Genomic DNA, 23,370 nt, shown 5'->3' with positions numbered 1-23,370 from the left:
GCGCTGGGACGAGCTCATGCCATGGAACTGGAAGTCTTCAGAAACGGCTCCAATCGCCCAAGCAGCCTGACCTGCGGTCTTCACGCCACGCTTACGCTTAAGCCTTACCTCGAAAGTTTGCGCCTTGAAGATTGATCATCCACATGATCAATGTGCAGCCGCAATTAGCGGTGCCGATTGGTCAGACAGCGCCCTAGGGCACCCAGCCAACTGGCCGGAAAGCCTTTCTCGCATCTTGGTGATGATGTTCAATTCTGCGGCACCTAAACTGCTGCTGTGGGGCGATGACAGTCGTGCATTCTTTAATCAGGCCTATCTCGAGCTTATGCCAATGCGGCTAACAGCCTCGTGTATTGGCCGCTCCTGTGCTCAGTTGCAGCCGGAACTGTGGGACCATATTCATTTAAATGTGCAGAGTGCGATGGGCGGCACTCCATCGCTCGAAAGCTCTTTGCGGCTCGAGTCGAAACAAAACGGTGTTCAAGATAGCTATTTCAAGCTCTGTTATACTCCAGTCCAAGGACCTATTGATCGTGTCGACGGAGTGCTTGTCGATGTCTATGATGTGACGGCAACGCAACTTCTGGAAAATAGCTTGCGTTCCAAAAACTCTCAGCTCAGTCAGCTTTTTGCAGAGGTACCTTTCTTTATCGCGCTATTTACCGGGCCTGATCTCAATCTCGAATTTGTGAATCAATCGCCGGGAAAACTCCTTTCGAGGAGAAGTTCGCGCGGTGAAGCGTTTGGCAACTCCATTGCAGCAAAGTCCGACCGGAGCCTTTTTGCGCTGCTTAAGGAAGCTTACACGAGTGGCAGAACCCAATGGTCTTCCAATTTTTTCCTGGATCAAGACCCGAGAGAGAGCGGACGGGAGCAACAGAAGATTCTGGATCTCGTTTGCCAACCGGTCAGAGATGAAACAGACAGCGTGTATGGGGTTCTCCTGACGGCGTACGACGTCACACAACGCCACCTCGCGCAAAAAGAAGCTGATCGTCTCCAACACCGGCTGCTTCACAACTCCCGTCTCGACGCGATGGGCACGATGGCAATGACATTGGCACATGAACTAAATCAGCCACTCGCTGCTGCAGGGAACTACATTAGCACGGCGCGCCGCCTGCTTGCCAAAGGGGCTAATGGCTCCAGTGAGATGCTGGAACATGCTCAGAAAGAAATTGCCCGGGTTGGACGTGTGGTCGGAAGGGCTCGCTCGCTGGTCCGCGTCGGCGTCGCGGAAAGAAGCAAGGTCTCGATCGCATTGGCCAGCCGAGCAGCAATCGGTTTGCTCGAGGCAACTGGTATTCACGACCTGAAGATAACGCTGTCGCTCTCTCCAGACGCGACTCACGTGCTCTCCGAGGAAATTCAGCTCGAGCAGGTTTTTTTGAACATCCTGCGGAATGCCGCTGAAGCTTCCAGGAACTGTCAGCGGCGCGAAGCCATTGTGACCTCCCACCGGGTAAGCGGTAATCGGGTCCAGATTGCTATCAGAGATTTTGGGAAGGGCTTCCCTGATAATGACGTTTCTGACTTGTTCGAGAAGTTCAGCCCAAGTAGTGGCGGCGGGCTTGGTGTTGGATTGGCGCTCACACGCACCTTGGTTGATGCAAATCAAGGCACCATCAACGCGAGCAACCATAGGGACGGCGGAGCGATCATCCGAATTGAATTGGATGCTCCGGACAGGTTTGTGTGAATACAGTGCTATTACGGTGGCGGGGGCATGTCATCCTTTGAAAAACTTGAGCGTTGGGTATACGTGAGTGAGTCACTCATAGCAACTGAGAGATTCGAAGAAGAAATAGATAAGATCGTCTCGGTATCGAGACGAAGAAACTTCGATATGAGTGCAACGGGTGCGCTGATTTTTGCTGGCAGACGTTTTGCGCAATTAATCGAAGGGCCTCCAGAGTGCGTGGTTGAACTGAGGAAATCAATATCAGCCGACGTCCGCCACCGTTTAGTCACTACGATATGTTCATCGACGCCTAATTCTCGTCAATTTAAGGGATGGGCGCTAGTATATTCTGGCGCATCACGGTACATGAGTGATATTTTGAATGATGTTGTACTGGGAGATATCGAACAAAATCATACAACGTCACGCGTAGTTCTGAAAATATTCGAAGCGTTCGCTGCCGAAGCGAAAATTACACGATAAAGGGCGTTGCGCTGTAAAAGGCTGCAGGCTGTCTGTGCGTGCTTGGTTGTGCTTCGATAAATCAGGACGCATTTGCGCTTAGCCGGCGAACCCGGGCCCGCAACGCACATCGCGGCTCCGGCACTTCGAACAGCGCAGTCGCTTCTCAACGCTGGCCATCTGCCTGGACCACTTCCGGCGCTGGCAGAGCATGGCGATCTCAAGCGGTTCGATGACGACGGTACGTCCGCAGGTCCGGCAGTCCACCCGCAACCGATAGCCATGCCGGTGGTAATCGCTGATCGTGTCGAGGCGCTTGGAAGACATTCCTCGCTGGTGCCGTAGCGGACCGATTCGACGCAAGAACACAAGCGGAACAAGCTTGTGGAAACCCCCTAGATTCCTTGACTTTTTGGCACTTCCGTGCTACCGGCGAAGCACATCTCAACGTCGCGAAGACAGTGGAGAAGCCGATGCAAGACGCTCATGTGAGCTTTCGCGCGAATGAGGCCGTTGTGTCGGCCCTTGCCGAACGCGCCCGCAAGTCCGGGTGTACCGTTTCCGAATATCTGAGAGCCGTTGTCCGCGAGAAAGTGGGCCTTTCGTGACCGCCGTCAGCGATGTCTGCGCGCGGGTGGCACAGGCTGCCATCTTCGAGCCGTTAAGCGAGGGCGGCCCCTGCTTCTATGAGGTCGCGACCCGTGGTTCCTTCTATTCCGAGGGCGAGGAAGTCGATCCGGTTGTGTTGATCGCACGCGCCGCGAAGGGCGACATCGCGGCTCAGCGAGAAATTTCCGACATGGCGCTGCACCTTGCTCTTTCGGGTGCGGAGAACGTCGATCCGTTCGTCACGCTTTCCGAGGGCCTCATGACCGCTCGGATGGCTGCATCGCAAGGGCAAGCACCTGACGAGATGCGCGTCGTGGTCATGCTTTCGCTCGCCTCGTTCTGGACGACTGGTGAAAGTGCAGCTGACCTCACGGGCGAAGCGCTGGCCCGTCTGGAACTGCTTGCAGACGGCGACAACGCCTACTCCGAACCGGCAGCGCAACTCCTGGCTGCTTACGCCGATCGCGAACCTGCCGAATACCTTGAACGGGCCAAGCTCTACCGAGCCCGCCTCGTGGAGACCGAATGATGCTTGGACTTGCCGCAAGGACACGTAAGCCGATTGCCGGGTTCGCAGGAGGCCCCGAGGACCATGCGCAGGTCATGGAGACGCTGCGCAACCTGCCCGTTCCCGTCCAGAACGAGATGCCTCCATCGGCTCAGCCACGCCTTGGCGATGGCCTGCCCCGGCAGCCTGCGCAGGTCGATCCCTCGGTACTGGCGATGGTGGGAGACAAGCCCAAAAAGACCGAGGACAGGCGGAGGATACTGTCCGGGTTGATCACTGCTGCTGGCGTGATCAGTGCGCGCACAAGCGGAAACGATGCGCTCGGATACTCGATCGCGCGCAACTACCACGATCAGCTACAGTCCAGCCGCGACGCATACAACAACCAGATGCAGGGCTACCAGGACCGCATGCGGGTTGCCTCGCTGCCGGGTATGACTGCGCGCGAGATGGCGGCCTACGTTGCTAATCCGAAGAGCTGGGGCACGAACATGTCGGATGCACTCTCGTCGCATCACGCCGCAGCCAACGTCGGCCAGACCGAGACCCGCGTCTTCGGCAATCCCAATGCCGGTGGCTCGGTCTACCAGCCTCCGCGCCTTATCGAGAACGGTACGGACCAACTTCGGTACAATCCCATGACCGGCAACACCTCTACGGCGGTGCAGGGTATGACGCCTGGAGAGCAGTATGCCCGCAGCCTCGGATTGCAGCCCGGCACTGCCAGCTGGTTCGCGGCGCTGAAGGACCAGATGCTGAGGGGCAGCGGACCTACGGCGTTCGGATATGACGTTGCACTCGATGATCACCGCACACAAAACGACAGGAGCGTCGAGGGTCTGCGTCAGCGCAACCGAGTAGAGCTTCGGGGTGTGCCGACGTATGGGCAAACCAATCCCGCGCCCCGCACGGTACGCGAGAATATTCCGACTGTAAGCACGCCTGCCGACGCGCGCAGGCTTCCGAAAGGCACCAAGTTCAAGACGCCTGACGGGCGCGTGAAGATCGCCCGCTGATGGCCGATCCATGGGCCGCCTTTCAGGATGCAGACGAGTGGGATGACTTCGAGGACGCCGAGCCGAAGTCTTCGCAACCAGCCCCCACGGCCTTGCCCTCCTTGGGAGCGAACAGCATCGTGGCTGCTCGCGATGGCGATACGTTCAAGCTCGATTCCGGGCACAATCTCCGTGTCTGGGGCGTCGATGCGCCTGAGCTGAAGCAGCAGGGCTGGGACCGGCAAGGCAGGCCAGTACCGATTGGCGCGAATGCCCTCAATGCAACTTCGACGGCCATCCAACGCGGGCCAACAACCATTGGTGAGGCTGTGGGGTCATCCTACGGTCGTCCTGTCGCGCCTGTTAGTGTCGGAGGGATTGACCTCGGTACGACGCTTGCTCGGCAAGGCAATGCCCTTGCAGCACCCGAATATCTTGATGGCGATCCCGAACGGCGCTCAGATTACATGGAGGCCGAACGGCGGGCGCGGCAGAACCTGCTCGGTGTTCACGGTGTACTGGCGCAGACGCCGCAAGCGTACCGCGCTGATCCCGGCCACGTTCCTGATCGTGAGACGATCGCGCAATTCTGGGATACGCCGACGCCGTTTGCAGGACTTCGCCCGGAAATCGAGGCCGGTTATCTCGAAGTCACCAGGACCGGCTCGGCAGATGATATTCTGGCCTACGCGAAGGCAAACGGGTTCACCATCGATCCGGCCGAGACACGTAGGTTCGTCGCGTCACGTGATGGCGGAGCAAAGGTCGACTGGCGTATCGGATACAAGGACAAGCCCAAGCCGCTGACCGACCTCGGTGACGGCAGGCCAGGTGCTGTGATCCGTGGGGTCGGAGACGGGCTTCTGGCAGGTGCACTCGACGAAGCGGGGGCGGCAGTCGATGCGATCGGCCTTACGCCAGGACGCGAGAACGTGTTCAACTCGGATCGCAGGCTTGCCGATATCTGGTTCAATAACCAGCAGCAGAACGCTTCTATCATCGGTCACGACGACATGGCGCACCCCGGTTACCGGCTTGGCGGCCAGTTGGCCGGTGGCTTGCTCGTTCCCTTCGGCGCCAAGGCCCGGACCGTGCCCCAACTGTTTCGCGTAGGCGCAGCTTATGGCGGTGCGGAAGGGTTCTTCGGGACCGATGGGGAACTAGGTGAGCGAGCTATCGGAGGCGCGATCGGTGTTCCTGTCGGGGGCGCGATAGGCGCTGGCGGTGGAAAAGCGCTGGAAGGCATCGCGAAGCTGGCGCCCCGCGTAGCGCGAGGGTTGAGGAGGAACGGGCATGATCGTCAGTCCCCCGTCCCAGGGACGACTTCGGCGGAATCGGCCAGCGTTCCTCCTCAGATGGAAGGCTATGCAAGCGGCGGGCCAGTGTCCAGCGCTCATGTCGGCGATCCGGCAGCTGCGGCGGGCATGCAGCGGTTGAGGGGAGAGGCAGCCCGCGCGCCGTCGTTGGGGCCAGAGCGCGCGGTCGGGTTTGATGGCATCCCCCCTCCACCTGAAGGATACACAATTGATAAGCCCGGCGCCATCGGGATGAACGGTGACCGGCAGCGCGACTACATCGATGTGTCCGGCCCTGTTCGTCCTGGCCGCCTTGACCAGCCACTGACAGACGCTCAGCGCCGTGCGCTGGCTGAGAACATCGCGCCCGGAGATGTCCTTCCGATTGCCTCTAACGAGGTGGCGGGCATCAGCGAAGCGGTCGCCAAAGACGCAGGCCGGTTCGAGCCTGCCGTTCCAGTGGACGAGATGGCCGCCCTGGATAGCCGGGTTGTACGAGCGCAGACTGGCACCGAGCTTCCAAAACGAGGCCCGGTCGACCTAGTGACGTGGCTGCGCACGCAGGGCGGCATCAGGGACCAGGGCGGCGAACTGACGGCCATGGGCATCGGCAACCGTAGCCGGGACCTTGACTTCGCGAGGGGCGAGCAACGCTTCGGCCAACTCGTTCGCGATGACGGCATGAACCTGGACGACGCTGCCTTCAGGGCATGGGAAGCAGGTTATCTGCCGGGTGATGAACGCCCGGACGTGAATGCCTTTCTCGATGCGATCGCGCGAACGCATTCAGGGGCCGAGCGGTTCTTCCATCCGGACGACCTTGCGGAAGTTGCCCAGTTCGAGGGCATGCGTGCGGACAGGATAAGCCTGGAGGAGCAGCTTGCAGAGGGTCCGGTTTTCAATGACCGATCCGTGCCTGCCGGCGAGCAACCCTTCCCGCCGATCAAGGCTTACGAGGAATGGCCTGCAGGCGGTCCCGACTTTGCAGGCAACCTCAACCTGTCGAAGCTCGAGAGTCCGCAAGACATTGCCCGCGCGCTCAACATGACGCAGCGCCGTGTCGGTTTCGATGCCGAGACACGCAACCGGATCAGCCATGCTGAAACGGAACGGCTCGCGTCGGAACTGAACCTAACGCCTGACAAGCTCCTTGCGCGTCGGCGCGGGCAGGCTTTGAACGCGGAAGAAGCGCTGGCTGCTCGCCAGATCCTCGCGAAGTCAGGCAATGAACTGGTGAACGCGGCAAGGCGCATCAGGGCGCTCGATGATCCCGGCGACGAAGCCTTCGCCGACTTCCGCCAGAAGTGGATGCGGCACGTCGCGATCCAGGAACAGGTCTCCGGCATGACGGCAGAAGCCGGACGCGCGCTCCAGCAGTTCCGTATGGCCGCCGACAGCAGGGCGGTGCGCGGAGATGTCCTCTCGGCGTTGGTGCGCGGTGGTGGCGGCAAGGACAACCTGAAGAACGCGGCAGACTTACTTGTCGATGCGGCTGAGGCCTCACCGGGAGTCTTCAATGCGCTTGCCGAGAAGGCGACGAAGCCGAGGTGGCAGAACAAGCTGTCCCAATGGTACGTCAATTTCCTCCTGTCGTGGCCCCAGACTCACGCGGTTAATGTCACCTCCAACGCGCTGACGGCAATCGCGCAGATTCCCGAGCACATGGCGGGCGCTGCGATCGGCAAGGCGCGCCAGCTTTTCCCGGGTGCCAGCATAGACCGGGTAACAGGTTCGGAAGTGGGAGCGCGGGCATTCGGGCTGATCCAGGGTGCCCGCGAAGGCGCTCGCATGTTTGCCAAAGGCCTTAAAACCGGCGAGCCATCGGACTTTGCGAGCAAGGTCGAGGGCGAAGAATACAAGGCGATCGGTGGAGCGCTCGGTGAAGTCATCCGGGTGCCGACGCGCTTCCTCACTGCCGAGGACGAGTTTTTCAAGGGCATTGCGCGGCGCATGGAGATCAATGCGCAGGCAGTCCGCATCGCGCACCAGGAAGGTCTGAAGGGCGATGCGGCATCACGCCGGATCGCCGAGCTTGTGGCCGATCCGACAGACGAGATGTTCGAGGCGGCACTCGACTACGGGCGGTATCTGACGTTCCAGCGTCCGCTCTCAGGCTTCCCGCAGGACGTGTCGAACGCTGCGCAGAAGAACATCGTGATCCGCACGTTCCTGCCGTTCATCCGAACGCCGACCAACCTCCTCAAGTTCGCGACCGAGCGGTCACCTGCAGCCCCCTTGCTCAAGGACTGGCGCGACGATTTTGCCGCTGGCGGTGCTCGCCGCGACATGGCGTTATCCAAGGTCATGCTGGGCACGGGACTGGGTGCTGCGATCTACCAGGGGGCCGCCGAAGGGCACATTACCGGTTCGGCGCCGTCCGATCCCAAGAAGGCGCGTCTGCTCTATGCTGATGGCTGGAAGCCCTACTCAGTTCGCGTGGGCGATACTTATTACAGCTACAAACGACTCGACCCGTTTTCGACGACGCTTGGCGTTGCGGCTGATCTCGCAACCCTGCCGGAGGGAATGAGCGAACGGCAAAAGGACGACAAAACGACGCTGCTTGTCGCCTCGATCATGGGCAACCTTGCCAGCAAAACATGGATGTCGGGCATCTCCGACGTTGTATCAGCTCTCCACGAACCTGATCGCTATGCCGGCAACATGCTTGAGAGGCTGGTCGGCTCGTTCCTCGTTCCCAACCTGGTGGCCGGCACGGCGCGCACGATCGATCCGACCTACCGCCAGACCGAAACGATCGGTGAAGGCTTGCGCTCGCGCATCCCGGGTGCGCGGGAAAGTTTGCTGCCGCGTCGCGATGTCTGGGGCCGGGAGATAAGCAACGAGGGCGGTGTCGGCCCGGACTTCCTGTCACCCCTGTGGGTATCGAAAGCACTCGATGATCCCGTGAACCACGAACTGATGCAGCTTGATTACGCTCCGGGCCTTCCGGGCAAGAGCGTGGGCGGCAAGCAGCTGACGCCAGAAGAGTACGACCGCTATCTCGAAGTCTCGGGCAAGCTTTCGCATCAGCGCCTTACTGGACTGGTGACCTCGCCGGAGTGGTCCGCGATCGATGAGGAGGGCAAGGTCAAAGCTGCAAAGAAGGTGGTCGCGGCTGCTCGGTCCGATGCCCGCAACCTGCTGTTCGGAGACGACAAAGCGAGCGATGGCGACGAGTGGGACGAGTTTGAGGGTGACAGCGATGAATGGGACGAGTTTGACGATCCTCCGCAGCGAGACGTTCTCGGAAGCTTGCAATCGGCCATCCCGGGTTTGGGGGTTACGTCGGGATACCGGACGCCCGAATATCAGGCGGACATGCGCCGCAGGGGCTACACGCCTGCGCGCAACAGTGCGCATCTCGATGGATCGGCACTCGACCTGACTCCGCCGCGGGGACGATCACTAGGCTGGCTGGCCAATCAGGTGCGCAAGGTCGAGCCCGATGCGAGGCTGCTTCCCGAAGGCGATCACCTGCATGCGGTCTTTCCCAACTGGTACGGGGCACCAGCCCTCGGCAATGCCCGGAGAGCCGGTCTGCGTAACCCGATGGCGGGGCGGTGATGCGACCAATTGGCACTAATGACACTATTGGCACGGGGGGCATGAATGTCTGACAGGCCTGCAAAATCAGGTCGAAAGCAGGACACCCGGTTCAAGCCCGGGAAGTCCGGCAATCCCGCTGGCAAACGGCCAGGCACTCGCCACAAGGTCACGCAAGCGGTCGAAGCGCTGCTTGAAGGCGAACACGAGGCGCTCACGCGCAAGGCTATCGAGAAGGCGATGGAAGGCGACACGGTCGCTCTCCGGCTGTGTCTCGATCGCATTGCCCCGCCAAGGAAGGACGCACCTGTCAGCTTCGACCTGCCAGCGATCAGAACTGCCGGGGATACGGTCACAGCGTCCTCGGCCCTGCTGGAGGCAGTAGCAGTGGGAGAAGTGACACCCGACGAGGCAGGACGGCTCATGGCGCTGCTGACGGCCCACAAGGCTCTTGTCGAAACAGGCGATCTGGAAGCGCGCATAACCGCACTGGAGGCGAAACGATGAAAGCTCTCGAACGCAGGGTCAGCGCGATGGAGACGGGCAATACCGATCTCTCGCCCGCGATAAAGCAGTGGCTGGGGTGGCCGCTGACCGAAGCAGAATTGAAGGTCTTGGATATGCCCGCAGACCCGAAACCGATCGATACGAGAGGACTGTCGAAGGAGGCCAGAGCATGGCTGGGAATAGACTGACTAACCGTTTGGAGGCGCTGGAGGCCATTGATGGTCGCCCGATCTTCCGCGTGCTCGGTCCTGATGATCCCGAGCCGGTGGCCAGCAAGGACGTGATCTGGATCAGGACCGGCGTCCCGCGCCCGGAGTGTACGCCATGCGACTGAAAGGAAGGGTCGAAATGCTTGAGCAACGAAGCGGCAGCCCATTCAAGGGGCCAGCGGTGTGGATCTTGTCCAAGGACGGTGAGACCGCGAACGAAGCAAAGCGCCGGTACGAGGCAGAGCATGGGCCACTGGGCAATGGTCTCGCGCTCGTCTGGCAGCAGGCTGAGGAACCGACATGCGCATGAGGGGACGTGTGGAAGCGCTCGAGCGTGAGACAGGCGGATTCAAGGCGTGGCACAGGATCATCGTGCGTCTGGGTCAGACCGAGGCGGAGGCTCGTGCTGCCTATGAAGCGGAGAACGGACCGCTCGGGGATGACGAGTGCCTGATCGTCCGTATTTTCCAGAGGCCCGAGTCATGCGCCTGAAGCGCCGCGTGGAGGCCATGGAGGCAAAACAGCCCGATATCGAGCGGGGCCAGCCTTTCCTGTGGGGGCATGGCCAGCCACTTGCAGAGGCATTGGCTGACGCCGGTCTGACGCTGGAAGACAAGCCGCTGTTCGCCATCAGGCTAGAGCCCCCGGGCGATGTGCCGGATCCCATGTATGAGCAGGACAGGATGCTGCTGGAACACTAAAAAAACCCCGCACGAAGCGGGGGAAAGAAGGGTCGCATCTGTTGAAAGGCTGCACTTATCCGTGCGGTGGCTGTCCTAACGATCGCGCTCATAAGGTCAACCGATCCTAACTTCGCAATACGCAGCATCGATGGGATGGACATGCGCGCCCGGCCACTTTTGGAGCCAGGCTCTGGATCAGAAACGGAACGATCTTGGGTAGTGTGGCGCGTCGAGATCAAAACGTCGCACGAGATTGCCCAAGGGCGGGAATAGCGCAGAAACGCTGACGGTTCGGAGGGGTGCAGGAAAACTGCATGTGGAACAAATCAACTGTCTGGCGCCGCCGAGCCGGATCATGAGGCAGATGGTTATGCCGGGTTCGATTGCCCGATCGCACACTGCCAAGAGACATGAATCTTTCGTTGCTACGTCTACTCCAAAAGTTGCGCCATCTTTGGTGGCTTATCCGAAAGCCGGAAATCACCGGCTGCATGGCACTCGTGCGCGATCGGAACGACCGCATCCTGCTGGTCCGTAATTCGTACCAGGAGTCCGATCGGTGGTACTTCCCGTCAGGCGGTATTGCCCGGAACGAAACGGCCTTGCAGGCCATTATCAGGGAAGTTCGCGAAGGGACCTCCTGCGAACTTGGCAGGATCGATTATCTCGGCCTTGATATCGGCGTTCTCCAGCACGCTGGCAATCCGGTTCACCTGTTTACCGGGGTCGCTGAAGGCAAGCCCGTCGCCAACGGCCGGCAACTGCTCGAAGCCAGGTTCTTCGACCTGACGGCATTACCGCAGGACCTCGGATGGCTAGTGGCAGATCGCGTCGAGCTACTAAGAGAGCACCTGCAGAAACCTAAGAAGGTATATTCGGCAGGGGCATCTCCGCAGCCAACCCTGCCAGGTCAGACCAGGGATTGAGTGATCGCCTTGCCCTGTTCGCAAGGCCGCGCCTATGGAATTGATCTGGTCGATCCGGAGGCGGCACTGATGACACTGACTGCGGACCAGGAGCTATGGGCCGTCGCGTTGTGGGTCGAGAAGCACCATGGCGACGAGGGCGACTTCTACATCGCGCAACAGATGGACCGCTTGCTGGAAGAAGGTGACTTCGACGGGATAGCCATGTGGAGGCAGGTGGGGGAGCGATTCGAAGCGCTCAGCAAGAGAGCAACCAGACCTACGTGAGGAGCGCGTCACCGGGCATTTCCTCCCCTGCGTTGTGGGAGCAAATGAGGGAGCAGAATCCAATCGTTCCAACTAATTTGAACGATATCAATAGATTATTTGGCTAGATTGGATGCCCCGCGAGGATTCGAACCTCGATTGACGGAGTCAGAGTCCGTAGTCTTGCCATTAGACGACGGGGCAACAGGGGCGCCCCTCTAGTCGGCCTTCCGATCCCCGTCAAGCCGCCTGCCGGGGCCGCCCTTGCCCCCGGTGGAAGTGGCCGCTAGCATCGCCATCAGGTTCCCGCCATCGGCGGGTAAATTGCAGAAGAGTGCTTTTATCATGGCGGAGCAAATTCCGCCGGCAGCGAGCGCCGAGGTGCCGGGCGGCAAGTCCGCCGGAGGAAAGGGTCGCCGGGACCACAGGTCCGGCGAATCCTCGCCAAAGGTGCCCAGGAGCCGCTCATCCGGCGGCAGGCCGTACGACCCCGCAGGGCAATCTCGCGAGGAAGGCCAGAAGCGAAACGGGAATGGCTTCAGGAGGCCTTACGGGCGGCAATCGTATGCCGCGATCGACCTTGGCACGAACAACTGCCGATTGCTTATCGCACGGCCTTCCGGCGAAAACTTCACCGTTATCGATGCGTTCAGCCGTGTCGTGCGCCTCGGCGAAGGACTTGCGCATAGCGGGCGGCTCAGCGACGCTGCGATGGACAGGGCGCTTTCGGCGTTGCGGGTTTGCTCAGACAAGCTCGTGCGGCGGCACGTCCATCTCGCCCGTTCGGTTGCGACCGAGGCATGCCGGCGCGCCGCGAACGGCGAGGAATTCATCGAGCGTGTCCGCCACGAAACCGGAATCGCGCTTGATGTGATCAGCGCGCGCGAGGAAGCGCGGCTGGCCGTTCTGGGATGCCACGTGCTCCTCGAATCTGGACGCGGTCCCGCGATGATCTTCGATATCGGCGGCGGGTCGACTGAACTCGTCCTGATCGAGAGCACCGATACGGTGCCGCGCATCCTCGACTGGCAAAGCGCTCCGTGGGGCGTCGTGTCGCTCACCGAAAGCTGCGGGTCGGAGGGCGCGACGCTGGCGGACCGGATGGCGCGCTACGCGAAGATGCGCTCGCTTGTCGCCGAGGGCTTCGCGCCGTTTGCCGAGCGGATCGGGCCGGCTCGCGAACGCATGGCGACCGACGTGCCCCTGCGCCTGCTCGGAACCAGCGGGACGGTGACGACGCTCGCCAGCCTTCACCTCGACCTGCCGCACTACGACCGGCGCGCGGTCGACGGGCTGATCGTTCCCAGCGAATCGATGCGCTCGATCAGCAGCAGGCTGTCCTCGATGTCGGTCGAGGACCGGCGCGAGGTGCCGTGCATCGGTCGCGAACGCGCCGACCTCGTCGTTGCCGGTTGCGCGATACTCGAAGCGATACTCGATCTCTGGCCCGCGCACCGGCTCGGTGTAGCGGATCGGGGCATCCGCGAGGGCATCCTGCGCAGCCTGATCGCCTCCGACGGGCATTCCTGCACGGACCGCCTGCGATGAGCCGCTCGGGCCGCGATCCGGGCGAGAGACTGCGCACGGCGAAGAAGCGCAGCGCAAGTTCGGCGCGCTGGCTCAATCGGCAGATCAACGATCCCTACGTCAAGCGTGCCAAGGCGGACGGATACCGGAGCAGGGCCGCGTACAAGCTGCTCGAACTGGACGAAAGGTTCGGATTGCTGGCTGGCGTTACCCGCGCTGTCGACCTCGGCATCGCGCCCGGCGGCTGGAGCCAGGTGCTGCGCGAGCATTGTCCGAAGGCGAAAGTCGTCGGAATCGATCTGCTGCCCACCGAGCCGATCGACGGCGTGACGATCCTCGAGATGGACTTCATGGGGGACGAGGCGCTGACCGCGCTGGACGAAGCGCTAGGCGGCGCGCCCGATCTGGTGCTTTCCGACATGGCCGCCAACACGGTCGGCCACAAGCAGACCGATCACTTGCGCACGATGGGGCTTGTCGAAACCGCGGCCGATTTCGCGATCTCCAACCTCGCAAAGGGCGGTTCGTTCGTCGCCAAGGTACTGGCCGGCGGCACCGATGCCGAGCTTCTGGCTCTGCTCAAGAAACACTTTGCGAGCGTGAAGCATGCCAAGCCGCCGGCGAGCCGCAAGGGTTCGTCCGAATGGTACGTGATTGCCAAGGGCTTCAAGGGCTCTGGCGGGTAGCCTCGCTCCAAAAGGAAACGGGCCGGAAAATCCGGCCCGCTCCGTTTCGACTGGTCTCGAACCCAAATCAGTTCGGGTCGCCACCGCCCTCGACCTTGGGGGCGGGCTGCGCCATCGCGCCCGCCGCTGCAGGGCCGGCCTGCGTTTCGGCACCTGCAGGCCCGGCGCCGTCACCCGGGTCCGCCCCGACGCCGGCAGTGTCTCCGGTTCCGGGTTCGCCATCGTTTCCAGTCTCGACCACATCTTCGGCGGGCGGAGGCGGAAGCGGCAGGTTGGAGCCCTGGTTGTTCATGTAGACGATGATGTTCGCACGGTCTTCAGGCTTCGAGAGACCGGCAAAGGTCATCTTCGTGCCCGATGCAAAGGCCTTCGGGCTCTTCAGCCAGGCGTCCATGTTCGCGAAGTCCCACGATCCACCGTGGCTGGTAAGCGCATCGGAATAGGCGAAGCCGGGAGCGTGGCCGCCGATCGAGGCGCCCATCACGCCGTAAAGGTTCGGGCCAATGCCGTTGGCGCCGCCCTGGTTGATCGTGTGGCACGAAGCGCACTTGGCGAACACTGCCTCGCCGCGAGCCGGATCGGCGGCAGCCAGTAGGGTAGCGAGCGGAACCTCTTCCTCGCCGCCTTCGACCTCGACGCCCTCGATCTCGTAGCCCATCTCGTGCGGGCGATGCGGCTTGTCGGCGCTGAAGTAATGCGAAGACAGGCTGGAGAGGCCCAGCGCCACGACGCCGGAGAACAAAGCCCAACCGGCTATGGTATTGAAACGGTCGTCCATTCGAAGATTTGCCTCGTGCGATCCCACGCCAAGTGGCGGTTGCGCGCCGCATTAGTAAGGCAAGCCGATCAGTGCAAGGCCCATTGCGGGATTCGCATCCGGGCACTAAGCGCGCGGGTCTGATGCACAGCTTTCCCGCACCTGCCCTCGCCCTTGTCGAAGAGATGGCCGCCGCTGCAATGTCCGACCCGGCGCGCGCACTCGCGCTGCAGGGAGCGCCCGGATCGAATTCGCACCGTGCGGCGATCGAGTACGATGCCGATTGCCTGCCCCTGCCATGCTTCAGCTTCGAGGACGCGATGGAGGCGGTGAAGGAAGGCCGCGCCGACCGCGCCATCATCCCTATCGAGAATTCGCAGCACGGACGGGTTGCGGATATCCATTTCCTGCTTCCCGAAAGCGGTCTTGCCATCGTCGGCGAACACTTCATGGCGATCCATCATGCCCTGATGGGCCTGGGCGAAGGGCCGTTTACTGCCGCCTACAGCCATCCCCAGGCGCTGGGCCAGTCGCGACACTATCTCAGGTCCAGGGGCATCGTGCCGATGTCCTATGCCGATACGGCGGGTGCGGCGGCCTTCGTGGCGGAGCAGGGCGACCGAAGGGCGGCGGCGATCGCGCCCGCGCTGGCGGCGGAGCTTTACGGGCTGACGATCGTCGAACGCCGCGTCGAGGATGCCGACGACAACATGACCCGGTTCGTGGTGCTGGCGCGCGACGAACTGGATCCGTCCGTCCTCAACGGCGATACCGCGATGACGACGTTCGTGTTCGAAGTGAAGAACATTCCCGCCGCGCTCTACAAGGCGATGGGCGGGTTCGCGACGAACGGCGTGAACATGACGAAGCTCGAAAGCTACCAGGTCGGCGCCAGCTTTGCCGCGACGACCTTTTACGCGGATATCGAGGGCGCTCCCGGCGATCCGCGGATCGACCGTGCGCTGGAGGAACTGGCATTCCATTGCAAGTACGTGCGCATCCTCGGCAGCTACCGGCAAGCGCGGGCGCGCGGCTGAGACCGCGCCGCTTGCGCTGCATCCGCGCCCGTGCCACGAAGCGCGCGTGACGGTTGCGGGCGCTCAGACGGCTGATGGCACGGCGGGGTCGACCGCGGAGCCTTCCGTCGTGAACGACTGGGAGGCCGTCCGTTCCGCCACCGAAATCCAGTACGAACCACTGCCGCCGTTCAAGCCGCCCGAAACGCCCGGCTGGCTGAAGACGCTGGGCGAGTGGTTGCGATCGATACTCGAACCCGTCGGCGAAGCTCTCGGCGTTTCATGGCCCGTCCTGCAGTACGTGCTCATCGCGCTTGCCGCAGTCCTCGCCCTTTACATCCTGTGGCATCTGCTCGCACCCACGCTCGAGAGGTTGCGTGCGCGCAAGCCCGAAGAGGAGGGCGACTGGGCACCCGACCGGACCGATGCCGAGGCCCTGCTTGAGGACGCCGACCGGCTTGCCGGCGAAGGCCGGTATGCAGAAGCCGTGCACCTGTTGCTCCGGCGCAGCGTCGGGCATATCGCCAGCGCGCGTCCCGACTGGGTGATCCCGGCCAGCACCGCGCGCGAGATCGCCAGCTTCCCGCTGCTTTCTGACCGCGCGCGGTCAACTTTCGGTGTCATCGCAGCACGGGTCGAGCGCAGCCTCTTCGCGCTGCGCGATCTCGATGCCGAGGACTGGCGGACGGCGCGCGAGGCCTATGCGGAATTCGCGCTCGTCGATCTGTCGGCCGGCCGGCCGGGCCGGGTGCAGGAGGCGATGGCATGAGCGGGGATGCTTCAGCAGCCGACAATCCGTTCTCGGTGCGGACCGCGCTCCTGCTCGTGGTCTTCGGCGGCATCGTCTTCGTCGCGCTGTTGTGGATGATCGGGGCGGGATTGGCGTCGGGGCCGACCAACGACGGCGGTTCGCACGTCGGCGGCAGGGGCCTCAACGGGTATGCCGCGATGGCCGACTATCTCGAACGGCGCGGGCTCAGCATACGGCGCTCGCGCAGCGAAGGCGCGCTCGACGATGCGGGCCTTCTCGTGCTCACCCCGCCGGCGCATGCCGATGGAGAGGAAATCGAGCGGATCGTCTCGCGCCGCCGCTATGCCGGGCCGACGCTTATCGTCACGCCGAAATGGCTCGCCGCGCCGGCAAACCCGAGGGACCCCGAGGCGGAAAAGGGCTGGGTCACGCTTGCCGGCGCGATGCCGCCGCGCTGGCAGGGCTTCCTCGACGACGTGACTGTCGCGGTCGAGCCGATGCGCGACGGTCGCTGGCGCGGGGCCGGTCTCGCGGGCCGGGTGCCGCAGCCGAAGCTGGTGCTGTCGGGCATGGGGCCGCGCCTTGTCCCGCTCGTCGCGGGCACCGACGGACGCATCCTGGCCGGCTACATCGACGATGCCGGCTTCTACCCGGAACTGGATGCGATGGCCTTGCAATCGCCCTACAACGGCGGCCAGGACGAAAGGATCCATCCCATTGTCCTCGTCTTCGAGCCCGACCTTATCGACAATTACGGAATGTCCAGCATCGAGAACGCCCGTCTCGCCGAAGCGCTGGTGCGCGCGGCTGCAGGGGAAGACGGCGTTGAGGTGGTTTTCGACCAGACGCTCAACGGGCACGGTCGTTCGGCAAATCTGCTGACCCTGGCGTTCACGCCGCCGTTTCTTGCCGCGACGATCTGCCTCCTGCTTGCGGCAATAGCTGTCGGCTGGCGCGCGTTCATGCGGTTCGGCCCGCCGCGCATACCTGAACGGGCGATCGGGTTCGGCAAGCGGGCGCTTGTCGGCAACGCGGCCGGGCTCCTGGCGCGAGCGAAACGCGCGCACCTCGTCGCCGATCCTTACGCGGCCCGTGTGCGCGACCGGATTGCAAGGGCGCTTGCGCTCTCGCGCGGCGGCTCCGACAAGGACGTCGAGGCGGCGATCGACCGGGTGGGTGAACGCCGCGCGCCGGAGAACGAGGCTTTTTCCACGATTGCAAGGCGCTTGCGCGCCGCCCGCCGCCCGCACGACATGGTACGCGCTGCCAGGGACCTCCACGCGCTCGAAAGGACGCTGACAAGATGACCGAAATGAACAGCCAGGCTATGTCGCTCGCCGACGTCGGGGTGCTGGCCGATGCCATCAGGCAAGAAGTCGGCAAGGCCATCGTGGGCCAGCCCGAAACGATCGATCACCTGCTGGTCGCGCTGATGGCGCGCGGACACGTGCTGCTCGAGGGACCGCCGGGCACGGCAAAGACGTTCCTTGCGCAATCGTTCGCCGCCAGTCTCGGTCTTGAATTCGGGCGTATCCAGTTCACGCCCGACCTGATGCCGGGCGACATCCTCGGATCGAACCTCTTCAACTTCCAGACCAGCCAGTTCACGCTGACCCGCGGCCCGATCTTCTGCGATCTGCTGCTTGCCGACGAGATCAACCGGACGCCGCCCAAGACGCAGGCTGCTCTGCTCGAGGCGATGCAGGAGCGGCGCGTGACGCTCGACGGGGCGATGCATCCGCTGCCCGAACACTTCACCGTCGTCGCCACGCAGAACCCGATCGAAAGCCAGGGTGTCTATCCGCTGCCCGAGGCGCAGCTCGACCGTTTCCTGTTCAAGCTGCTCGTTCCCTATCCCAGCGCCCAGGAAGAAGCGCGCATCGTATCGCGGTTCGGTGCGAACCGGGGGCTTCCCTCGCCTGCCGAACTCGGGATAGGCGCCGTTGCCAGTCCCGCGCTGCTTCACGCAGCTGCCGAGGCGGTCAAGCGCGTGACGTTGTCCGACAGCGTGACCGAATATGTCGTCCGCCTGATCAGGGCGACTCGCGAAAGCGCGGACATTGCCGTCGGGGCCAGCCCCCGCGCTGCGGTCCTGCTGGCGGGAGCGGCCCGCGCGCGGGCGGCGCTCGACGGACGCGACTATGTGCTGCCCGACGACGTGAAAGCGCTCAGCACCTCGGTGCTGCGCCATCGCCTGATGCTGAGCCCCGCAGCCGAGATCGAGGGCAAGCAGGTCGAGGCGCTCGTCGCCACGCTCGTGGAACAGACGGAGGCGCCGCGCTGACCCGATGAGGTTTCGCCTCGCCCCGATCGTGCCGACGAGGCGTGCGGTGCTGTTTCTGGCGCTGGCGGCACCTGTTGCTCTCGTCGTATCGGCGGTGGCACCGGGCGCATGGATCGTCGCGCCATCGCTGTGCGGGGCGTTGGTCCTCGTCACGATCCTCGATGCCCTGGCGGCTGGCAAGCTGCTCGAATTCTCGGTGGAGCCTCCCGCCAACGTCGAGGTCGGCTCCGAAGCCCTGATCGCGTTACGGGCGCGCTTTGCGGGCGGACAGCGTACGCAGGTGGAAGTCGCTCTCGATTGCGATTCGCGGCTGGCAGCCGGCGGCCGCATCCAGGCGAGGCTGGCACGAGATGGAGACGAATGGCACGGGGCGGCGCTTGCCGTGCCGAGCCGGCGCGGGACGGCACCGATCGGGAACGACTGGCTGCGCTGGACCGGCCCTCTGGGCCTCGGGGCGCGCCAGATCGCCCGCCGGAACGATGCCGAAGTCCGCATCTGGCCGAACATCGGCGAGGTTCGCTCGCCGGCGTTGCAGACTTTCCTGAAAGACGCGCAGTTCGGCCTGATCGCCCGGCGAATCCGCGGCGAGGGGACGCAGTTTGAGGCGCTGGCCGATTACCAGCCGGGAATGGACCGTCGCCGGATCGACTGGAAGGCCTCGGCCCGGCACTGGCAGCTCTTCGCGAAGGAATACGAGACCGAGCGCAACAACCAGATCGTCTTCGCCTTCGACTGCGGGCAGGCGATGTGCGAGCCGATCGGCGGCGTACCGCGCATCGATCGCGCCGTTTCCGCGGCCCTTGCGACAGCCTACGTCGCGTTGAAGGGCGGGGACAAGGTCTCGCTCTTCGGGTTCGCAGCCAAGCCCGAGGTGATCAGCCCGTTCATCGCCAATGCGCAGGAATTCCATCGCATCCAGACCGCAGCGGCGGCGCTCGACTACAGGGCGGAGGAGCCGAATTTCACGCTGGCGCTTGCCACGCTGGCAGGACGTCTCAAGCGTCGTTCGCTGATCGTCGTGTTTTCGGACTTCACCGATCCCACCAGCGCCCAGCTTATGATCGAGAGCATCGGCCGGCTCGTTTCGCGCCACCTTGTCCTGTTCGTGACGATGGCGGACGAGGAGCTCGAAGTCCTCGCCGACCGCGAACCCGCAGACATGCGGGACCTGACGATGGCGGTCACGGCGGACTCGCTCCTGCGCGAACGCCGGCTCGTCACGCGCAAGCTCAAGCTCCTCGGTGTCGACGTGATCGAGGCGCCCTACCGCCAGATCGGGACGCGTCTGATCGATGCCTACCTAGCCATCAAGCGCGCCGGGGCTATCGGCTGATGGCGACGGCGACCCGCGCCCCCGACGCCATCGAGGCAGCGGCGCTGCGTTCTGATCGCTTTCGCCTCGAACGCGAGGCCGACTGGAAGCGGCTCGAGTCCATAGTCCAGAAAATGGAGAAAGGGCGCCTGCGCAAGGTATCGGACGAGGATCTGCTGGCGCTTCCCGTCCTGTACCGCACCGTCGCGTCGAGTCTTTCGATCGCGCGCGAAACATCGCTCGATGCGGCGACGCTCGCCTATCTCGAAGGGCTCGTCCAGCGCGCCTGGTTCGTTGTCTATGGTCCGCGCGCGTCGCTCGGGTCTTGGTTGCGCAAGTTTCTCGGCGGGGGCCTCAGCGCTTCGGTGCGCGGCATCTGGCCCGACCTGCTCGTGGCCTTCGCGGTGATGGTCGCGGGCACGGTCGTCGGCTGGCTGCTCGTCGAAAGCGATGTCGAGTGGTACTACGCCCTCGTTCCTGGCGGACTTGCCGATGCGCGGGTTCCCGGCGCAAGCGCCGACACGCTGCGAGAAACCATTTTCGGCAACCAGGAACAGGCGGGCATGGGCGCTTTTGCCGCCTACCTGTTCAGCAACAACGCGCAGGTGTCGATCCTCGCCTTCGCGCTGGGTTTCGCCTTCGGCGTCCCGTCGCTGCTGCTGCTGGTCCAGAACCTCGCGCTGCTCGGGGCTATGCTGTGGCTCTACAGTGGTGCCGGGCTGACGCTGGAGTTCGTCGGGTGGCTGTCGGTCCACGGGACCACCGAGTTGTTCGCCATCCTGCTCGCCGGGGGTGCGGGGCTGCACATCGGGCGCTCGATGGCCTTTCCGGGGGAACGCTCGATCCTGCAGGCCGCCGCCGAAGCGGGACGCCGATCGGCGCAGGTGATGGCGGGGGTCATCCTCATGCTGGTGATCGCGGCCATGCTCGAAGGATTCGCGCGCCAGCTCGTCGACGATACCGGGGGAAGGCTGGCGATCGGCGGGTTCATGCTCTTGTTCTGGTGCGCGTATTTCTTCGCCTTCGGTCGGGGTCGCGGCAGCGAGGTCGCGGCGTGAGCGCCTACGCCCCCACGCGCCTTCGCCGTAGCGATCGTGACCGGGTGCTGGTGACGCCGGAGGGCATCGCTCTCCCGTTCACATTGTCTGGCAGAGGGACGCGTGCGGGGGCGCTGTTCCTCGACTTCGCATTCATCTCGATCCTGATGATCGCGACGACGATAGCGCTGCTCACGATTGCGGGCGGGACGATCGACATGCTCGAAGGCGCCTCCGACCTGAGCGCGCTCGGCCACGCCTTGCAGTTCCTGTTCATCCTGTGGATCGCGGCGATGTTCCTCTTCCGCAACGCCTACTTCCTCTACTTCGAGCTGGGACCAAAGGGCGCGACGCCGGGCAAGCGGATCACCGGCATCCGCATTGCGGCGCGCGACGGGGGCAGGCTGACCGCCGAAATGGTCATCGCCCGCAACCTCCTGCGCGACATCGAACTGTTCCTGCCGCTCGTCTTCATCTCGGCGGCGTCCGACGGAGGCGACGCCGGGGCAGCGGGCGTGGCGGCGCTGCTGTGGTTCCTGATCTTCGCCTTCTTCCCCTTTTTCAACAGGGACCGTCTGCGCGCAGGCGACATCATCGCGGGAACCTGGGTGGTCGAAGCGCCGCGGCACAAGCTTGCCGCGGCCATGTCGGTACAGGGCGCAGAAGAGGCATCGGCAGTCGACCGGTCCCCGGACATGCGCTTCAGCGACGAGGAACTGGCAGTCTACGGCGAGTACGAACTGCAGACGCTCGAAAGGGTCCTGCGCGACAATCGCGCCGAAGCGGTGCTCAAGGTCCAGGAGACCATCGCTGGAAAGATCGGACGCTCTCCCGCCCCGGACGCGGACGAGGCGCGCAGGTTCCTGTCCGCCTACTATACCCAGCTTCGCGCACGGCTCGAGGCGGGGATGCGCATGGGACAAAGGAAGGCGGACAAGCATGGCTGAATGTCCTAGCGCCGATCTTCAGTACCCGTTCCATGGTCGATGCGGTCGATGGAAGGTTTCGCGACCCCTGGATGACGCCTTTCCGCGCTGGTTTGGGTTACACGCCGAGGCATGTTAGCCTTCGTCGTCCGCAAATAGGGGAGTCAATACATGCGCATGGGAAGATACGCCTATGACCATGATCTGGCGATGTCGATCCTGCAGAACATTCTGCTCGCAATCGTCATCCTGGTCATCACGTGGTTACTCGCGAAAGCCGCCAAGTGGGCTTTCGCCAAACTCGTAGACAGTGTCGAATTCTTTCGGCGCAGCACGTCCTCGGGCGAGACCGTCGGCCAGTCGCTCGGCAAGATCGTTTCCCTCCTGATCTGGCTCTTCGGCCTGCTTGCCATCCTGCAGGTATTCAACCTCGGCGGCGTGATGTCGCCGGTGCAGGAACTGCTCAACAACGTGATGGGCTTCATCCCGAACCTCATCGGCGCGGGACTGATCTTCTTCATCGGCGCGATGATCGCGCGGATCGTGAAGGATCTCGTCATCACCAGCCTCCAGACAGTCGACTTCGACAAGTGGGTCAATCGGGGCGGCGCGGAAACGCTCACCGGCAATCCCCGCATCAGCAAGACCATCGGCGTGATCGTCTACGTGCTGATCATCATTCCGGTCGCGATCCTCGCTCTCGACGCGCTCGACCTCGAAAGCGTGTCCGCACCGGCGAGCGACATGCTGGCGATGATCCTCGATGCCATTCCGCGCATCATCGGCGCGGCGCTTCTGCTCGGCATCGGTTACCTGATCTCGCGCTTCGTCGTGCAGATCCTGAAGGAGATCCTGCCGGGGCTCGGCGTCGATCGCGCGGTGACGGCAACCGATATCCTGCCCGCCGGCACCACGGTATCGAGCGTGGTCGCTCGCGTCGCGCAGATCGCGATCATCCTGTTCTTCGCGATAGCGGCAACCCGCCTGCTCGGATTTCCGGAACTGACGATGATCCTCGACCGGGTGCTGGAACTGGGCGCGCAGGTGATCTTCGGAGCCGTCGTCATCATCGTCGGCTTCCTGATCGCCCGCATGCTGGAACGACTGATCTCGGGTGCCGGCGAAACCAAGCTTGCCGGCACCATCGTCAAATGGACGGCGATCATCCTGTTCACCTTCATGGGTCTGGAGTTCATGGGCGTGGGTGAGGATATCGTTCAGCTGGCCTTCGGGGCGCTGGTCATCGGCGGAGCCGTTGCCGGGGCGCTCGCATTCGGTCTCGGCGGCAGGGAGCCTGCCGGCAAGCTGCTCGAAGACATGCGCAAGAAGGCGGAGAGCCGCGACGGTCCGCCGCCGCCACCTGTGGCCTGACCGCAATCTCAGCGTGGCGAAGGGCGCGGGGCCTCG

25 protein-coding genes and 1 tRNA gene are annotated in these 23,370 nt (G+C 63.3%); 24 read left to right on the top strand and 2 right to left on the bottom strand.

Annotated elements, in window-relative coordinates; genetic code table 11:
- Positions 1-124: 124 nt before the first annotated feature.
- From FHS75_RS13065 to FHS75_RS13010, 14 genes are all read left to right on the top strand, one after another.
- Entirely contained in the window at positions 125-1,699 is a 1,575-nt protein-coding gene (locus tag FHS75_RS13065; RefSeq protein ID WP_179408114.1) for a sensor histidine kinase, read from the top strand.
- Between the two features lie 27 nt (positions 1,700-1,726).
- A complete protein-coding gene (locus FHS75_RS18275) occupies positions 1,727-2,164 on the top strand; it encodes a BLUF domain-containing protein (protein WP_179408113.1) in 438 nt (145 codons plus the stop codon).
- A gap of 452 nt (positions 2,165-2,616) precedes the next feature.
- The gene (locus FHS75_RS18325) at positions 2,617-2,751 is read left to right on the top strand and encodes a plasmid mobilization protein (RefSeq protein ID WP_483406980.1); all 135 of its coding nucleotides are present in this window, start codon (positions 2,617-2,619) and stop codon (positions 2,749-2,751) included.
- On the top strand, positions 2,748-3,281 hold the full coding sequence (locus FHS75_RS13055) for a hypothetical protein (RefSeq protein WP_179408112.1): 534 nt from the start codon (positions 2,748-2,750) through the stop codon (positions 3,279-3,281). Before FHS75_RS18325 ends, FHS75_RS13055 begins: the two co-directional genes overlap by 4 nt.
- The gene (locus FHS75_RS13050) at positions 3,278-4,276 is read left to right on the top strand and encodes a hypothetical protein (RefSeq protein ID WP_179408111.1); all 999 of its coding nucleotides are present in this window, start codon (positions 3,278-3,280) and stop codon (positions 4,274-4,276) included. The genes FHS75_RS13055 and FHS75_RS13050 overlap by 4 nt, the downstream gene beginning before the upstream one ends.
- Positions 4,276-9,117 carry a thermonuclease family protein gene (locus FHS75_RS13045; RefSeq protein WP_179408110.1) on the top strand — a complete coding sequence of 1,614 codons (4,842 nt, stop codon included), beginning with the start codon at positions 4,276-4,278 and terminating at the stop codon, positions 9,115-9,117. The genes FHS75_RS13050 and FHS75_RS13045 overlap by 1 nt, the downstream gene beginning before the upstream one ends.
- Positions 9,118-9,162: 45 nt before the next feature.
- Positions 9,163-9,603 (top strand): DUF5681 domain-containing protein, encoded by a 441-nt coding sequence (locus FHS75_RS13040; protein ID WP_179408109.1) that lies wholly within the window; start codon positions 9,163-9,165, stop codon positions 9,601-9,603.
- Positions 9,600-9,791, top strand: coding sequence for a hypothetical protein (locus tag FHS75_RS13035; protein ID WP_179408108.1), 192 nt, complete (start codon positions 9,600-9,602; stop codon positions 9,789-9,791). Before FHS75_RS13040 ends, FHS75_RS13035 begins: the two co-directional genes overlap by 4 nt.
- Complete coding sequence (locus FHS75_RS13030; RefSeq protein ID WP_179408107.1) at positions 9,773-9,937, top strand: hypothetical protein; 165 nt, start codon at positions 9,773-9,775, stop codon at positions 9,935-9,937. Before FHS75_RS13035 ends, FHS75_RS13030 begins: the two co-directional genes overlap by 19 nt.
- 56 nt (positions 9,938-9,993) lie before the next feature.
- Positions 9,994-10,122 carry a hypothetical protein gene (locus FHS75_RS18110; RefSeq protein ID WP_268234545.1) on the top strand — a complete coding sequence of 43 codons (129 nt, stop codon included), beginning with the start codon at positions 9,994-9,996 and terminating at the stop codon, positions 10,120-10,122.
- Positions 10,119-10,304, top strand: coding sequence for a hypothetical protein (locus FHS75_RS13025; RefSeq protein WP_179408106.1), 186 nt, complete (start codon positions 10,119-10,121; stop codon positions 10,302-10,304). The genes FHS75_RS18110 and FHS75_RS13025 overlap by 4 nt, the downstream gene beginning before the upstream one ends.
- The gene (locus FHS75_RS13020) at positions 10,295-10,513 is read left to right on the top strand and encodes a hypothetical protein (RefSeq protein ID WP_179408105.1); all 219 of its coding nucleotides are present in this window, start codon (positions 10,295-10,297) and stop codon (positions 10,511-10,513) included. The genes FHS75_RS13025 and FHS75_RS13020 overlap by 10 nt, the downstream gene beginning before the upstream one ends.
- Before the next feature lie 392 nt (positions 10,514-10,905).
- Positions 10,906-11,421, top strand: coding sequence for an NUDIX hydrolase (locus FHS75_RS13015; RefSeq protein ID WP_179408104.1), 516 nt, complete (start codon positions 10,906-10,908; stop codon positions 11,419-11,421).
- 69 nt (positions 11,422-11,490) lie between these two features.
- Positions 11,491-11,688 (top strand): DUF6961 family protein, encoded by a 198-nt coding sequence (locus FHS75_RS13010; protein WP_179408103.1) that lies wholly within the window; start codon positions 11,491-11,493, stop codon positions 11,686-11,688.
- A gap of 109 nt (positions 11,689-11,797) precedes the next feature.
- On the opposite strand, the gene FHS75_RS13005 is transcribed toward FHS75_RS13010, so the two are convergent.
- Positions 11,798-11,871, bottom strand: a tRNA-Gln gene (locus FHS75_RS13005).
- Between the two features lie 141 nt (positions 11,872-12,012).
- Between FHS75_RS13005 and FHS75_RS13000 the strand changes: the two genes are divergently transcribed.
- Together FHS75_RS13000 and FHS75_RS12995 are read left to right on the top strand one after the other, a co-directional pair.
- Positions 12,013-13,215, top strand: a complete 1,203-nt coding sequence (locus tag FHS75_RS13000) for a Ppx/GppA phosphatase family protein (protein ID WP_179408102.1) — start codon at positions 12,013-12,015, stop codon at positions 13,213-13,215.
- The gene (locus FHS75_RS12995) at positions 13,212-13,880 is read left to right on the top strand and encodes an RlmE family RNA methyltransferase (RefSeq protein ID WP_179408101.1); all 669 of its coding nucleotides are present in this window, start codon (positions 13,212-13,214) and stop codon (positions 13,878-13,880) included. Before FHS75_RS13000 ends, FHS75_RS12995 begins: the two co-directional genes overlap by 4 nt.
- A gap of 67 nt (positions 13,881-13,947) precedes the next feature.
- On the opposite strand, the gene FHS75_RS12990 is transcribed toward FHS75_RS12995, so the two are convergent.
- Positions 13,948-14,658 (bottom strand): c-type cytochrome, encoded by a 711-nt coding sequence (locus tag FHS75_RS12990; protein WP_179408100.1) that lies wholly within the window; start codon positions 14,656-14,658, stop codon positions 13,948-13,950.
- A gap of 122 nt (positions 14,659-14,780) precedes the next feature.
- Between FHS75_RS12990 and FHS75_RS12985 the strand changes: the two genes are divergently transcribed.
- The 8 genes from FHS75_RS12985 to FHS75_RS12950 all read left to right on the top strand — a co-directional run bounded on the left by FHS75_RS12985 (position 14,781) and on the right by FHS75_RS12950 (position 23,334).
- On the top strand, positions 14,781-15,674 hold the full coding sequence (locus tag FHS75_RS12985; RefSeq protein ID WP_179408099.1) for a prephenate dehydratase: 894 nt from the start codon (positions 14,781-14,783) through the stop codon (positions 15,672-15,674).
- A 109-nt stretch (positions 15,675-15,783) separates the two neighbouring features.
- Positions 15,784-16,422 (top strand): hypothetical protein, encoded by a 639-nt coding sequence (locus tag FHS75_RS12980; protein ID WP_179408098.1) that lies wholly within the window; start codon positions 15,784-15,786, stop codon positions 16,420-16,422.
- A complete protein-coding gene (locus tag FHS75_RS12975; RefSeq protein ID WP_179408097.1) occupies positions 16,419-17,711 on the top strand; it encodes a DUF4350 domain-containing protein in 1,293 nt (430 codons plus the stop codon). The genes FHS75_RS12980 and FHS75_RS12975 overlap by 4 nt, the downstream gene beginning before the upstream one ends.
- Before the next feature lie 20 nt (positions 17,712-17,731).
- The gene (locus FHS75_RS12970) at positions 17,732-18,688 is read left to right on the top strand and encodes an AAA family ATPase (protein ID WP_373285018.1); all 957 of its coding nucleotides are present in this window, start codon (positions 17,732-17,734) and stop codon (positions 18,686-18,688) included.
- Between the two features lie 4 nt (positions 18,689-18,692).
- Positions 18,693-20,021 (top strand): DUF58 domain-containing protein, encoded by a 1,329-nt coding sequence (locus FHS75_RS12965; protein ID WP_179408095.1) that lies wholly within the window; start codon positions 18,693-18,695, stop codon positions 20,019-20,021.
- Complete coding sequence (locus FHS75_RS12960) at positions 20,021-21,058, top strand: stage II sporulation protein M (protein ID WP_179408094.1); 1,038 nt, start codon at positions 20,021-20,023, stop codon at positions 21,056-21,058. Before FHS75_RS12965 ends, FHS75_RS12960 begins: the two co-directional genes overlap by 1 nt.
- Entirely contained in the window at positions 21,055-21,984 is a 930-nt protein-coding gene (locus FHS75_RS12955) for an RDD family protein (RefSeq protein WP_179408093.1), read from the top strand. Before FHS75_RS12960 ends, FHS75_RS12955 begins: the two co-directional genes overlap by 4 nt.
- Positions 21,985-22,134: 150 nt before the next feature.
- Positions 22,135-23,334 (top strand): mechanosensitive ion channel, encoded by a 1,200-nt coding sequence (locus FHS75_RS12950; RefSeq protein ID WP_179408092.1) that lies wholly within the window; start codon positions 22,135-22,137, stop codon positions 23,332-23,334.
- Positions 23,335-23,370: the final 36 nt, after the last annotated feature.

This window comes from Novosphingobium marinum (genome assembly GCF_013408095.1).
In the GTDB taxonomy this organism is placed as follows: domain Bacteria; phylum Pseudomonadota; class Alphaproteobacteria; order Sphingomonadales; family Sphingomonadaceae; genus Novosphingobium; species Novosphingobium marinum.
The sequence above is the reverse complement of the archived record's forward strand: the minus strand, read 5'-3'. Positions and strand labels throughout refer to the sequence as shown.